Genomic DNA, 14081 nt, shown 5'->3' with positions numbered 1-14081 from the left:
AAAAATGGTGAGATGCAAGGCGCAAAAAAAAGTTCAAGGCCGAAGCGTACTTCTTGTACGCGAGGGTTTGAACTTTTTGAAGCAACGCCGCAGATCGCCGTTTTTCAACAGCCTGCTAGGCGTTGCCTTTGATCTTGTCCTCGTTGGTTTCCTGGGCGATCTTGGCCATTTGGGTGCGGATGTAGTTGGCGGCCACGTCGCCGAGGTCGTCCTGGCCGGACACGTTCATGCCGTGCTCCTTGAGGTCTTCGTCGATCTGCTTTTCCATGCGGGCCGACTCCAGGAACATGATGTAGGCCAGGACCAGGGCGGCGTTGTTGTCGGCGTTGCCGTCGCAGAGCAACTCGATGTTCTGGGCGGGCACGGTCTCCAGCAGCCGGTCGATGAACATGGTGATCCACTTGACGTAGAGCTCGTGCATGAGCGGGGGAATCAGGCCGGCCACCTGCTCCGAGGCGTTGCCTGCGGTGCCCGTGACGGACATGAATTCGGCCAGGGCCTCCTGGCGTTTGTTCTCGTCCTGCTCCTCCACCTTGTTGATGATGACGGCGAAAATATGTTCTCTGATCTGCTTGGGGGTCATGATTGTCTGTCTCCACGGGTGAACTGTCATTCGATTCAGCCGGGAATGTAGCCCAATGCCGTGGTCCGGGCAAGAGCAGCCTGAAGTGTATGTGAATATATGGGTTTCCTTTCATTTTATTTGAGGGTAGTTGTGATTTCTGCCGCAACCAAGAAGAAAGGACGCTTCCCGTGGAATCGATCATCGTCAAGCTCATGCCGTTCGCCAAGGTCCTGTTTGCCTTCCTGCTCATGCTCGCCGGGATGCGGTTCAAGGTCGGCCTGGGGTTGTCCATCATGGCCGGGGGCGTGGCCATGGGCTTCCTGTTCGGCATGGCCCCGCTGCCCCTGATCAAGGCCGGGGCGCTCGCCCTGACCCAGGAGAAATTTCATTTTCTGATGGCCATCGTGGGCCTGATCCTCATCTTGTCCGACGCCATGGAGCGGTCCGGCCAGTCCAAAAGGCTCATGGAGGCGTTGTCGGGGTTCCTGACCAGCCCGAGGCTGCGGCTGGTGTTTTTCCCCGCCCTCATCGGGCTTCTGCCCATGCCCGGCGGTGCGGTTTTTTCCGCGCCCATGGTCAAGACCGTGTCCGAGGACATGAAGATCCGCAACTCGGACCGGGCCGTGCTCAACTACTGGTTCCGGCACGTCTGGGAACTGATCTGGCCGCTCTATCCCGGCATCATCCTGACCGTGGCCCTGGCCGACATCCAGATCATCGACCTCATTTCCCATACCTGGCCGGGCACTCCGGCCATGCTGCTCATCGGCTGGTTCTTCTTTCTCAGGCCGGGCGTACTCGGAGCGAGCGACATCGCCATGCCGGAGCTGCCCGGCGGGCGGAGCAAGTCGGCGGCCCTGCGGGAGGGCTTGCCGCTTCTGACGGCCATCATCGGGGCCGTGGGGCTGGAAACCGTCATCGCCGCCTTTGCCCCGTCCGTCCCGTTCGAGCTGGGCGTGGTCGCGGCCCTGCTCGGTGCCGTGGTCTGCGTCATGATCCAGAACACCCAACTCGGCCTGAAGTTCCTGCGCGACGTGCTGACCAAGAAATCGCTGTGGTCCATGGTCTTCGTCATCGTCTCCATTTTCGTGTTCAAGGACATCATGCAGGCTGCGGGCGTGGTCCAGGAGATGGCCAACAAGGCGGGCGGCGAAGCGGCCCTGTTCGCGTCGGCGGCCTTCCTGCCCTTCCTGGTTGGCCTGGTGGCGGGCATCAACGTGGCCTTTGTGGGCGCAACCTTCCCGCTGCTCCTCGGCGTGCTGGGGTCGCTCGGCATGCAGGATCAGATGATCCCCTATCTGGTGCTGGCCACGTTCTGCGGATTCACGGGGGTCATGATCTCGCCCATCCACATCTGCTTCATCCTGACCTGCCAGTATTTCCAGTGCGACCTCATGCGCACATGGCGCAAGGTGGTCTGGCCGAGCCTGTCCTTCCTGGCCTGCGGAGTGGCGCTTTTCCTTGTTCTGATTTGAGTGAGAGTCCGTCGGGCTTGATGACCGGTTCGTTTTCCGGTACAGACTCACATTCCTGAACCACTACCAGACGAGAGGGAAGTGCATGAGCCGATACGGCGATATCTTTACCGACGAGAAGCTGCGGGCGATTTTCCCGTCCCAGCGCACGGATGACTTTTTCGAGGCTTTGTTCGGCGATGCCGAGGAGGGGAGCTACGACATCGAACTCGGCTATGTCGGGGCCAACGACGCCGCTCTGGATTTCGAACTGCGGCTCAGCCAGCGCCCCGGCAAGTGTTTGGCCTGCAACCTGACGTACGGCCTGCCCCAGGTCTTTGCCCGTCATCCGGTCATCAACGTGAACGGCATAGCCGACGCCGTGGCCGAAGCCGTGGGCAGCGCCTCCGCGTCCTGGCAGTTCGGCGTCACCCGTGAGATGTCACGGGAACTGCACGTCATCCCGCTGACCATCACCCTCGGCTAGCGACCGCGAAACGAATACAAAAGGCGGACGGGCAATGCCCGTCCGCCTTTTTTGGTTGGTGACCTGAATGTTCGTTTCGCAACGGCCCACACCCCGCGAAGCAGCCCGGAGCGTTTTTACAACTCGTCCACCAAAATCGGCGCGCCTTTTTCCGGGGCGAGTCTGAGCCTGAGGGCGTCCTTGCTGCATGACAGGGTGCAGACCCCGCAGCCCATGCATCGGTCCTCGCGGATGAAGGCCGACTCCTTGTTGAAGCCGATGGCCTTGAACTGGCACTTCTCGGCGCAGGTGCCGCACTTGACGCATTTATCCGGGTCCACCTCGGCCAGGTAGCCGGACGAGCAGAGCATGTTCATGCCGTGGCGCTGCGCCTTCATGGCCCCGCAGCAGCAGGAGCAGCAATTGCAGATGGCGTAGAACCGGCCCAGCGCGATGTCCTTGAAAAAGGCGTGGGACACGTGGCCGCGCGCCTGTTCCTGGCGGATGATCCTGAGGGCTTCCTCGCGGGTGATCTCGCGCGTCTTGTCCGGGTGGTGTTCGAGCATGAATCCGGCGAACGGATCGCCCACCAGCACACAGACTTCCGTGGGTGTACAGGGGTTTTTCATCCCCGCACGGCAGGGACAGTCCAGGAGCACGAGGCGCGGATTGCCGTTCAGGACGATGTCCCGGCACCGGGTGTAGGGCAGGACCTGCTCAGGGAGTTCCGTATTCACCGGGCGATCGAGCCTGATCAGCTTCGTGGCTTCTTCAAGCGGCAGGGGCTTGCCGTGGTACTGGTCGCCCCAGGTCGGCTTTTTCTGGTTGGGGTCGCCGGTTCGGTTGTCTTCGGTGGGATGGAACGGCGAGTGCTTGTCGATGATGAAGACCAGCGGGGCCCAGAGCCAGCGCCACCACGGGCCCCTGTCCCCGGCCAGGCCGATATAGTGGAAGCACCAGCGGCTGTAGACGTAGCCGTGGATGAAGTCGAACAGGGACAGGCCGTGGGTCCTGCATTCGTTCCAGTAGTCGATGGTGGATTGTCTGATGAACGGTATCTTCATGTGGATTCGTAACTGTTGAAGGTGCAACAGGATTGATTCGAATACTACCCGGAGCCTGTGAAAAGTCAATGGACAGGGCCGGGTGGAAATGCCATTTTTCCCGTCATGTTCCGCATCGTGCTCATCGGCGTCCTGGCCGCGTTCTTTTTCAGCTCCACCTTTGTCCTCAATCGGGCCATGTCTCTGGAGGGCGGGCATTGGGTGTGGTCGGCCAGCCTACGCTATTTCTGGATGCTCGGCCTGCTCGGCCTGTGGCTGGCGCTGACCGGCAAGGCGCGGCTGGGCCTGGACGCGCTGAGATTGTTTTTCCGGCATTGGGTGTTCTGGGTCGTTGCCGGTTCCGTGGGCTTCGGCGTGTTCTATGCGCTGATCACCTTCAGCTCGGTGTTCGCGCCCGGCTGGGTGGTGGCGGCCACCTGGCAGACCACGATCCTGGCCACGCCGCTGGTGCTCCTCGGCTTCGGGCGCAGGGTGCCGCTCAAGGCGTTGGCCCTGACCCTGATCATCTTTGCGGGCGTGGTCCTGGTCAACGTGGAACAGGCCTCTGCCACCAGCGTGCGCGAGGTCTTGTGGGGCGCGCTGCCCGTGCTGGCGGCGGCCTTTGCCTACCCCTTCGGCAACCAGCTGGTATGGGAGGCCCGTGTAGGCGAGAAATCCTTTGTCCCGGTCATCGACCATCCGGCCATGGACGACGCCTTTTGCCGGGTGCTGCTCCTGACCCTGGGCTCCATGCCGTTATGGATCGGGCTGATCCTGTTCACCGCGCCGCCCCTGCCGAGTATGGGCCAGGTGGCCCAGACCGGCATCGTGGCCGTCTGCTCCGGGGTCATCGCCACGTCCCTGTTCCTGGTGGCCCGGCACACGGCCCGGACCACGGCGGAACTGGCCGCCGCCGACTGCACCCAGTCCATGGAGGTGGTCTTCTCGCTGGCGGGCGAGGCGGTCCTGCTGGGTCACGCCATGCCCGGCTCCCTCGGCTGGGCGGGCATCGGCCTGACCATGCTCGGTCTGACCCTGTACGTGACGGTGCAGAGCCGCAGCTAGGGATTCTATCCTCAGATTGCTTCGGGCATGTGGTGCAGGTGTTCCCCGGCAAAGCCGACGGTCACGGATGAGCCCTCGCCCAGTCCCCGGTTGAGGACCATGTGGCGGTCCACCACGGCGGTCATTGTCCGGTCGCCGCAGCGCACCGCCGCCGTCCAGACGAACCCCTCGCGTTCCAGCCTTTCCACCGATCCCTCCATGACCTGCCAGCCCGACGGGAAGTCGCAGGCCGCGCCCACGATGACGTCCTCGGGTCGCAGTGCCGCGAACCCCTTGCGCCATCCGGGGAGCTCCGGCAATCCGTCGAAGGTGTGCTCGGCAAAGGTGCAGCATCCCCGCTCATAGCTGGCCGGGAACACGTTGGTCATGCCGACGAAGGAGGCCGTGAACGGGGTGGCCGGGCGGCGGAAGATGTTGGCCACGGTGTCCTGCTGGTGCAGGGCGCCGTCCTTGATGACCGCCCCGCGCTCGGCCAGGACCATGGCGTCGGTAAAGTCGTGGGTGACCATGAGGAAGGTGGCCCCCAGGTGGTCGTGGATTTCCTTGAGGGTGCGCCGCAGCTCGCCCCGGAACTGCGGGTCCAGGGAGGAGAGCGGTTCGTCCAGGAGGACCACGTCCGGGCAGCAGGCCAGGGCGCGGGCCATGGCCGTGCGCTGCTTTTCGCCGCCGGAGAGTCGGGCGGGCTTCCTCTTTTCCAATCGGGACAGCCCCAGGGCGTCCAGCAATGCGCGGGCCTCGCGCCGTCCCTCCTCCTTGTCTATGCCGTGGTAGCGCTGTCCGTACATGACGTTTTGCAGCACGGTCAGGTGCGGGAACAGGGCGTGGTCCTGGTAGACCAGGCTCACCCGGCGGGCTTCGGGCGGCAGCGTCGTCACGTCCCGCCCGCCGATGGTCACGGTGCCGGAATCCAGCCGGGTCAGTCCGGCCACGGATTCGAGTACCAGGGTCTTGCCCGAGCCCGTGGACCCCATGAGCGCGAAGAATTCCCCCTCGCGCACGTGCAGGTCCACGTCGTTCAAGGTGAAGCCGGGCAGGTTCATGCGCAGTTTGTCAAGCCTGATCATCGCGCCTCCGACTTGGTCAGCGACATGGACCTGAGCAGCAGGAAGAAGAGCATGCTGACCACGATGAGGATGACGGCCACGGGCTGGGAATAGGTCAGTCCGTATGCGGTGAACCGCTCGTACATCAGCACCGGGGCGATCATGGGGTGGTAGGCCACGATGATGATGGCCCCGAATTCGGAGATGGCGCGGGCCATGCACATGATCATGCCCACCAGCATGTACCTCCAGCACAGGGGCAGGGTGATGCGGAAAAAGGTGGCCGCTGACCCGGCGCCCAGGGAGCGGGACACGTTCTCCATGCGCCGGGGGATGGATTCCATGCCGGATTTGGCCGTGTTCACGTAAAAGGGCATGCCCACGAACACCAGCACGCACACGATGCCGGTCCTGGTGCCCATGATCTCCACGCCCAGGGAACGCAGGAATTCGCCGAACCACATGTTGGGGCTGGTCAGGCTGAGCAGGGCGATGCCCACCACCGGGTGGGGGATCATTATCGGCAGGTCCACCAGGCTCTCCACGATCTTCTTGCCGGGAAAATCGTTGCGGGCCAGGAAGTAGGCGAGCGGCGTGCCGAAGACGAAGGCGATGGCCGCAGCCGTGGCCGAAGTGGACATGGACAGCCAGACCGATTGGAGCACGGCGGGATCGGCCAGGGTCTCCAGCAGGATTTCGCCGGTGGGCGCGGTCAGGGTGGTGGCCAGGGGAACGGCGATGAACAGCAGGACCAGGCCCGCCGAGACCGCCATCCATCCCTGGAAAATGTGTCCGGGGAGGGAGCGCAGGAGCGCCCCCTCCCCACGGTTGGTTGCTTTGGTCATGGGTTATTCGGCGACGGTCACCAGCGCCTTGAGGGATTCGGGCAGCTTGGACATGCCGTCGGCGGTGGTCCGCACGGGATCAAAGGGAGGCTGTCCCATGTCCTTGAGGATCTTGAGCCCGCCGTCGGGCGCGAACAGGTATGCCAGGAAGGCGTCGGCGGCCTCGGAATTGGGGGCCTTGTCGATCTTGGTCACGCCGTAGGTTATGGACTTGCCCACGCGCTCGATGAAGGTGCCGGGCTTCTTGCCGGTGACCTGCACCTTGGCCGAGGAGTAGTACGGGGTCATGGAGTAGTCGCCGAGGTTCAGGTGCTTGTCCAGGGTGACGTACTTGAGCCCGTGCTGCACGGCAACGGACAGGTATTCCCAGGCGTAGTCCATGTGGCCGGACTGGAGCAGGGAGATGAGTTCAACGGACTTGGGCCGGACGTTCTTCTCGGGGCGGTTGGCGAGGAATGCTTCATAGAGGCCGACCTTTCCGTAGAATTTCTCGGCCAGTTGCAGGACCATCAGGGAGCGGTAGCCGCAGGGGTCCAGGTTGGGATCGGAATGGCCCCAGACCACGCCTTCACGCAGCAGGATGTCCGTCCAGTTGTCGCTGTTGATCTCGTCCGCGAACTTGGACTTGTCGGTGTAGCACAGGACCATCTGGTTTGAGGCGAAGCGGACGTTCCAGGAAGCGAACTTGGGGATCAGGTTCTTGTCGATGACCACAAAGTCGGCCGAGGCCATGATGTCGGCGGGCTTGCCCACTTCGGAGATCAGGCGGGCCATCTTGGTGGAACCGCCCGCCTCGCGCAGGACATCGACCTCGGGGTACATTTTTTCGAAATTCTTCTCGATTTCGGCGAAGGGAACCGACAGGCTTCCCGCGTGGAAGATGATCAGTTTCCCGGAAGGCTCGGCCTGGGCCGTGCCCGACGCCAGCAGCATGGGCACGGCCAGCAGCATGGTGGCGACAACAGTGGCGACGATGCGTTTCATATCCTTTCTCCTTGGCTGTTTGGATTGCGAAATCGCACCTGAAGTGTATGCTGATGCAGGCATAACATGTCAATTGTTCTGTTAATTCAGATTGATATGGTATGCTATTTTTAGCATAACAGTACCGTGTTCCGGCACAAAAAAAGGACTGCGGAAAACCGCAGTCCTGTTAAATGCATCCGGGGATTTCCCGGTCTATTGCTTGGTCTTTTTCTTTTTCCCTTCCTCACGATGTCGCACCAGGGCGGACAGCTCCACCTTGCGCAACCGGACGGACGCGGGAGTGACTTCCACCAGCTCATCCTCCTTGATGAAGTTGAGCGCGTATTCCAGGGTCATGGGCTTGACCGGGGTCAGGATGACGGCCTCGTCCTTGCCCGAGGCGCGCATGTTGGTCAGCTTCTTTTCCTTGGAGGGATTGATGTTGATGTCGTTGTCCCGGTTGTGCTCGCCCACGATCAGTCCTTCGTAGAGCGGGTCGCCGGGGACCACAAACATGCGGCCGCGCGGCTCCAGGTTGAAGATGCCGTAGGCCACGGCCTTGCCTGCGCGGTCGGCCACCAGGGAACCGGTGTAGCGCGAGGCGAAATCGCCCCGGTGTTCGCCGTAGCCTTCCAGGTAGGAGTTCATGATGCCGGTGCCCTTGGTGTCGGTCAGGAATTCGTCGCGGTAGCCGATGAGGGAGCGGGAGGGCACGGAGAATTCCAGGCGCACGCGGCCGGTGCCGTGGTTGACCATGTTGGTCATGCGGCCTTTCCTGGTCTGGATCTTTTCGGTGACGATGCCCATGAAATCTTCGTCGCAGTCCACGAACAGGTGCTCGATGGGCTCCATCTTCTTGCCGTTTTCCACCTTGATGATGACCTCGGGGCGGCCCACGGAAAGCTCGAAGCCCTCGCGGCGCATCTGCTCCACGAGGATGGCCATCTGGAATTCACCGCGTCCCTTGACCAGGAAGGCGTCCCGGCTCTCGGTCTCTTCCACCTGGATGGCCACGTTGAGCAGGGTTTCCTTCTGCAGCCGCTCCTTGATCTTGTTGGACTGGACGAAGGTGCCCTCCTTGCCCGCAAGGGGCGAGGTGTTGATGCCGAAGCGCATGGCCACGGTGGGTTCGTCCACGGTGATGCGGGGCAGGGCCTTGGGATCGTCCTTGGTGCAGATGGTGTCGCCGATCTTCACGTCCTCGATGCCCGCGATGACGATGATGTCGCCCGGCTCGCAGGTCTCGGTGGGCACGACCTTCAGGCCGTCGTAGGTCTGCAGCTTGGTCACCTTGAGCAGGGTCTTCGCGTTGTTGTCGCCCAGGCAGAGCAGCTGGTCGTTGGACCGGGCCGCGCCGTGGTGGATCTTGCCGATGGCCAGCCTGCCCAGGTAGTCGGAATAGGAAAGGTCGGACACGAGCATCTGGAAGGGCTCGTCCGGGTCATAGGACGGGCCGGGCACGTGCTCGACGATCATGTCGAGGAGGATATGCAGGTTCTCGCCGCGCTCCTCTGCGGTTTTCATGGCGATGCCGTCGCGGCCGATGGCGTAGAGCAGCGGGAAGTCGAGTTGGTCCTCGTTGGCGTCCAGGTCGATGAACAGGTCGTAGATCTCGTCCAGCACCTCGTCGGGGCGGGCGTCCTGGCGGTCGACCTTGTTGATGACCACCATCAGGGACAGTCCCTGTTCCAGGGCCTTCTTGAGCACGAACCGGGTCTGGGGCAGGGGGCCTTCGGAGGCGTCCACCAGCAGGATGGCGCCGTCGGCCATGGACAGGGAACGCTCCACCTCGCCGCCGAAGTCGGCGTGGCCGGGGGTGTCGATGATGTTGATCTTGGTGTTCTTCCAGGAAACGGAGCAGTTCTTGGCGGCGATGGTGATGCCGCGCTCCCGCTCCAGGTCCATGGAGTCCATGATGCGGTCGTCCACGTCCTGGCCTTCGCGGAACATGCCCGACTGCTTGAACATGGCGTCCACCAGCGTGGTCTTGCCGTGGTCGACGTGGGCGATGATGGCTATGTTGCGAAGTCCGTTGTTTTGTATCTTGTTGCTCATGGTCTCTCCAGAAATATGTAATGGGCGCAAGTGCGCAGGCAAGCGGTTAACCGAATTGATGGCCGCTGGCAAGGAGAGATTGCGTGACGGGGCGGAATGTCGTGACGCCGGGGCGGTCGGGGTTCCGAATCCCGCCGCGCCTGTTTGCCTTCCCGGATTTCGCAAAAGGGCGTTCTAAATCCGTTCCACTCCTTCCCGGGATGGTGTACCCTCTCACAAAACATCATAAAGGAAGGGCAGATGAGTCAGGAATATAGGATCGAACACGACAGTCTGGGCGAGGTCAGGGTTCCGGCGGACGCCTACTATGGCGTTCAGACCAAACGGGCCATGGACAATTTTCATATATCGGGCATTCCCCTCTCCCATTATCCGAGGCTGATCAGCGCCCTGGCCTACGTCAAACTGGCCGCAGCCGAGGCCAACGCCTCCCTCGGGCTTCTGGACGAGGACAAGAGCCGGGCCATTGCCCGGGCCTGCGGCGAGCTGCTGTCGGGGCACCTGCACGACCAGTTCGTGGTGGACGTCATGCAGGGCGGGGCGGGCACCTCGGCCAACATGAACGCCAACGAGGTCATCTGCAACCGGGCTCTGGAAATCATGGGGCGGGAAAAGGGGCAATACGAATTCCTGCACCCGCTCAACGACGTGAACATGTGCCAGTCCACCAACGACGTGTACCCGTCGGCCCTGAACATCGCCCTGATTCTGGACATCAGGGAATTGATGGAGGCCATGGACCACCTGCGCAAGGCCTTCAAGGCCAAGGGCGTGGAATTTTCGGATGTGCTCAAGATGGGCCGCACCCAGCTGCAGGACGCCGTGCCCATGACGCTCGGCCAGGAGTTTTCGGCCTGGTCGGTCATGATCGGCGAGGATATCCAGCGCCTGGACGAGGCCCAGGCCCTGGTGCACGAGATAAACATGGGGGCCACGGCCATCGGCACGGGGCTCAACGCCCATCCCGACTATACCCGCACGGTCACGGAGAAGCTCGTCGAGGCCACGACCCTGCAACTGATTTCCTCGCCGGACCTGGTGGAGGCAACCCAGGACACCGGGGTCTACGTCCAGCTTTCGGGCGTGCTCAAGCGTGTCGCGGTCAAGCTGTCCAAGATCTGCAACGACCTGCGCCTGCTCTCCAGCGGCCCCCGTTGCGGGTTGAACGAGATCAACCTGCCGCCCATGCAGCCCGGCTCCTCCATCATGCCGGGCAAGGTCAATCCGGTCATCCCGGAGGTGGTCAATCAGGTGGCCTTTGCCGTGGTCGGTTTCGACGTGACCGTGTCCATGGCCAGCGAGGCCGGACAGCTGGAGCTCAACGTCATGGAGCCGGTCATCGGCTACTCGCTCTTTCAGTCCATCAACATGCTGCGCCGCGCCAGCCTCACCCTGGCCGATTCCTGCGTGTCGGGCATCACGGCCAATCGGGAGCGGTGCAGGGAGATGGTGGAGAATTCCATCGGGCTGGTCACGGCGCTCAATCCGTTCATCGGTTACGAGCGGTCCGCCGAGATAGCCAAGGAGGCCATGAAGACCGGCGGGTCCGTCTACGAGATCGTGCTGGAAAAGGGCTACCTGAGCCGCGAGGAACTGGACGACATCCTCAAGCCGGAGAACATGGTCAAACCGCGCTATATCCACAGGGGGTGAGCCGGATCAGGGCCGTCCGGTATCGGCAGGTTGCCTTTTGCCGCGACTTGCCATAGGTTTTCTAGAGAAACTCAAGATTTGTCACCGACCGGCACCAACCGTTGACGGAGGAGCCATGTTCCGGGTTTTGACATGCATCGCCCTGGTGGGGCTCATGTGGATGGCCGGGTGTTCGTCCCGCATCTATTCCACGCCCCCGGCTTCCACGCCGGGTGCGCCCGCCGTCTACGACGCCAAGACGCGCCCCTACACGGTCCTGGGCCGGACATACTATCCGCTCAAGTCGGCCCGGGGGTACGACGAGGTGGGCAACGCCTCCTGGTACGGCAGCGATTTTCACGGCAGGAAGACGGCCAACGGCCAGACCTACGACATGTACGGGCTGTCCGCCGCCCACAAGACCCTGCCCCTGGGGACCAGGGTGCAGGTGACCAACCTGTCCAACAACCGGTCCATCGTCCTGACCATCAATGACCGGGGGCCGTTCGTGCGCGGCCGCATTCTCGACCTCTCCTATGGGGCGGCCAGGCGGCTGGGCACCGTGGACCAGGGGGTGGCCCGGGTCCGGATCACCGCCGTGGGGTCCCACCCTGCCAGGCCGTCGCAGACGGTCGTCTCTCCGGTGAAGCGCTTTCATGTGCGCGTGGGCGCGTTCGCGGTGCGATCCAATGCCGAGCGGGTGCATGCCCGCCTGAGAAACGCCGGGTACTCCGGGTCGAATATCGTCACGGTTTCGCGTGACGGCCAGGTACTGCACATCGTCCAGGCCGGGAGTTTCAATTCCCGCGACAAGGCCGAGGAAGTGCTTTCCCGCCTGAAGGATCAATTCCCCACCAGCTACATCATCAGTTAGTGTTTCACAATGTGGGAAAAAGCGTAAAAAGTGTTGCCTGAGGCCGCTTTTTGTCTTCCCATAACCATTTTGACCGTGTATGAGTTCGAGAAGTGATTTGCGTGTCACCAGTCAAAGCATCAATCAACAAGTATAGGAGAGTTTTTTTATGACCAAAGCTGAACTCGTAGCGAAGATCGCCGAAAAGAACGGTTCCTCCAAGGCCCAGGCCGAAGCATCCATGAACGCCATCCTGGAGATCATCCAGAGCGAGCTGGCTGCCGGCAATAAACTGACCCTGACCGGTTTCGGCACTTTTAGTGTTTCCCAGCGCAAGGCGCGCACCGGCCGCAACCCCCGCACTGGTGCTGAAATCAAGATTCCGGCCACCAAGGTCGCTCAGTTCAAACCCGGCAAGGTCCTGAAGGATGCCGTGAAGTAAGTAGCTACGTTATAGTATAAAAAAAGCCCCCCTCCGATTTCGGAGGGGGGCTTTTTTTTGGCTATTCCATTTCCCGGATTACCGAGTTGAGCGATTCGGCCATCCGGGACAGCCGGTCGACCGCCTCCGATGCGTCCGTCATGAGCTGGTCGGTCTCGTTGCACACGGTGTTGATATCCATGGTGGCCCGGTTGATTTCCTCGCTGGCAGTGGACTGCTGCTCGGCCGCAGTGGCTATGGACCGCACCCGGTCGGCCGTGTTGTCGGCCATGGTCACGATGGCGTTGAGGGTCTCGCCGGAGCGGCCCGCCATTTCGGTGCTTCGGTTCACGGACTCCACGGCCACCATCGTGGCCTTGACGTTTTCCCGTGCGCCCTCCTGGATGCCGGTTATGGCGGAGTGCACTTCGCGGGTGGCGTCCATGGTCTTTTCCGCCAGCTTGCGGACCTCGTCGGCGACCACGGCGAAGCCTCGGCCCGCATCGCCCGCGCGGGCGGCCTCGATGGCTGCGTTCAGGGCAAGGAGATTGGTCTGGTCCGCGATGTCCTCGATGACGCTCAGGACCTTGCCGATGGCCTCGGACCGGTTGTCCAGCTCTTCCATGGAAGAGCGCAACCCGTCCGCGTGCGTGGCCACTTCATGGATTGCGGTGACCACCTGGGTGACGATGGCGGCCCCTTCTCCGGCCTTATCGCGGGCCTCCCCGGCCTCTTCGGCGGCATCAATGGAGTGGCGGGCCACTTCCATGACCGTGGCGTTCATTTCTTCCATTGCCGTGGCCGTCTCGTCAATGCGTTCGGTCTGGATGTGCGTCCCGGATTTGGCTTTGCGGACCACGACCTGGAGCTGTTCCGTGGCCGAGGTCAGCTCCCCGACGATTTTGGTGGCATCGAGGGCCGCCTTGGCGATGCGCTCGTTCTGGCTGACTATTTCGGCCTCGTGCCGCTTGAGTTCCGTGGTCACCAGATAGACGCAGCACCCGCCGATGACCCTGCCCTCCACGTCGTGCAGCGGGAAGAGGTTGGCCAGGACGTTGATGTCGCTGCCGTCCACGTGTTTGAACACCGCCTCGAGGTTCATGGCTCGGGTGTCTGTGTCCATGCAGTCCGCAATCTTGGACTTGCGGTCGTCATTGTAGAAGATCTGGGAGATCATCCTGCCGTGGTAGTACTCGAGTTCCTTGGTGGAGCCGATCATCTCCAGGCATTCCTTGTTCAGGAACTGAATATGCTGGTTCGTGTCCACGATGCAGATGGGCATGGGCAATCCGTCGAGAATGCTGCGGGCAAAGCCGAGCCGTTCCTTGTAGCGGGCAACGAGTTCCTTGACGGCGATGGACAGGGGCGAGTCCGGCATGGCGTCGCCGCTGCCGTAATTGCCCTTGAGCGTATCGTTGGCAAAGGCGGCGAGGGACGCTGCGGGTCGGACCACGGTTCTGTTGAGGTACATGCACAGACCGATGCCGAGCACGGCCAGGCAGCCTGACACGATCAGGCCGGGCCAGAGGGGGGCGTCATCGGTCAGGCCGATGCCCGCATGGACCCCGGCGAGCAGCGCCAGGCTGCCGAAATAGGTGAGGGTGAACAGACGCAGGGAAAAACGGGTAGGTTGCAGCATGGTTGTTTCCATTGGTTGGCAGTCCGGAGCGGGC

General features: G+C 62.3%; 13 protein-coding genes. 6 read left to right on the top strand and 7 right to left on the bottom strand.

The window, feature by feature from the left end; all coding sequences use genetic code 11:
• Window positions 1–115: 115 nt before the first annotated feature.
• Window positions 116–583, bottom strand: coding sequence for a hypothetical protein (locus OO730_RS03945; RefSeq protein WP_264983277.1), 468 nt, complete (start codon window positions 581–583; stop codon window positions 116–118).
• A 170-nt stretch (window positions 584–753) separates the two neighbouring features.
• Between OO730_RS03945 and OO730_RS03940 the strand changes: the two genes are divergently transcribed.
• Window positions 754–2040, top strand: a complete 1287-nt coding sequence (locus OO730_RS03940; protein WP_264983276.1) for a DUF401 family protein — start codon at window positions 754–756, stop codon at window positions 2038–2040.
• An 85-nt stretch (window positions 2041–2125) separates the two neighbouring features.
• The gene (locus OO730_RS03935; RefSeq protein WP_264983275.1) at window positions 2126–2506 is read left to right on the top strand and encodes a pancreas/duodenum homeobox protein 1; all 381 of its coding nucleotides are present in this window, start codon (window positions 2126–2128) and stop codon (window positions 2504–2506) included.
• Between the two features lie 116 nt (window positions 2507–2622).
• On the opposite strand, the gene OO730_RS03930 is transcribed toward OO730_RS03935, so the two are convergent.
• Entirely contained in the window at window positions 2623–3549 is a 927-nt protein-coding gene (locus OO730_RS03930; RefSeq protein WP_264983274.1) for an ATP-binding protein, read from the bottom strand.
• 105 nt (window positions 3550–3654) lie between these two features.
• Here OO730_RS03930 and OO730_RS03925 point away from each other — a divergent pair, with 105 nt between their 5' ends.
• Window positions 3655–4593, top strand: coding sequence for a DMT family transporter (locus tag OO730_RS03925; RefSeq protein WP_264983273.1), 939 nt, complete (start codon window positions 3655–3657; stop codon window positions 4591–4593).
• An 11-nt stretch (window positions 4594–4604) separates the two neighbouring features.
• Here the strand turns inward: OO730_RS03925 and OO730_RS03920 are convergent, their stop codons facing one another.
• The 4 genes from OO730_RS03920 to typA form a co-directional block, all read right to left on the bottom strand.
• Window positions 4605–5657 carry an ABC transporter ATP-binding protein gene (locus OO730_RS03920; protein WP_264983272.1) on the bottom strand — a complete coding sequence of 351 codons (1053 nt, stop codon included), beginning with the start codon at window positions 5655–5657 and terminating at the stop codon, window positions 4605–4607.
• Complete coding sequence (locus OO730_RS03915; RefSeq protein WP_264983271.1) at window positions 5654–6481, bottom strand: ABC transporter permease; 828 nt, start codon at window positions 6479–6481, stop codon at window positions 5654–5656. The genes OO730_RS03920 and OO730_RS03915 overlap by 4 nt, the downstream gene beginning before the upstream one ends.
• Before the next feature lie 3 nt (window positions 6482–6484).
• The gene (gene wtpA, locus OO730_RS03910) at window positions 6485–7465 is read right to left on the bottom strand and encodes a tungstate ABC transporter substrate-binding protein WtpA (protein ID WP_264983270.1); all 981 of its coding nucleotides are present in this window, start codon (window positions 7463–7465) and stop codon (window positions 6485–6487) included.
• 195 nt (window positions 7466–7660) lie between these two features.
• Window positions 7661–9502 carry a translational GTPase TypA gene (gene typA / locus OO730_RS03905; protein ID WP_264983269.1) on the bottom strand — a complete coding sequence of 614 codons (1842 nt, stop codon included), beginning with the start codon at window positions 9500–9502 and terminating at the stop codon, window positions 7661–7663.
• A 240-nt stretch (window positions 9503–9742) separates the two neighbouring features.
• Between typA and aspA the strand changes: the two genes are divergently transcribed.
• From aspA to OO730_RS03890, 3 genes are all read left to right on the top strand, one after another.
• On the top strand, window positions 9743–11155 hold the full coding sequence (gene aspA, locus OO730_RS03900) for an aspartate ammonia-lyase (protein ID WP_264983268.1): 1413 nt from the start codon (window positions 9743–9745) through the stop codon (window positions 11153–11155).
• A 115-nt stretch (window positions 11156–11270) separates the two neighbouring features.
• Window positions 11271–12008, top strand: coding sequence for a septal ring lytic transglycosylase RlpA family protein (locus OO730_RS03895; protein WP_264983267.1), 738 nt, complete (start codon window positions 11271–11273; stop codon window positions 12006–12008).
• A 148-nt stretch (window positions 12009–12156) separates the two neighbouring features.
• Entirely contained in the window at window positions 12157–12429 is a 273-nt protein-coding gene (locus OO730_RS03890; protein WP_264983266.1) for an HU family DNA-binding protein, read from the top strand.
• Between the two features lie 61 nt (window positions 12430–12490).
• Here OO730_RS03890 and OO730_RS03885 read toward each other — a convergent pair whose 3' ends face one another.
• Window positions 12491–14047, bottom strand: coding sequence for a methyl-accepting chemotaxis protein (locus OO730_RS03885; RefSeq protein WP_264983265.1), 1557 nt, complete (start codon window positions 14045–14047; stop codon window positions 12491–12493).
• Window positions 14048–14081 lie beyond the last annotated feature (34 nt).

Origin of the sequence: Pseudodesulfovibrio portus (assembly GCF_026000375.1) — a bacterium.
Classification (GTDB): domain Bacteria; phylum Desulfobacterota; class Desulfovibrionia; order Desulfovibrionales; family Desulfovibrionaceae; genus Pseudodesulfovibrio; species Pseudodesulfovibrio portus.
Note: the sequence above shows the minus strand (reverse complement) of the source record. Positions and strands in the feature narration are given on the sequence as shown.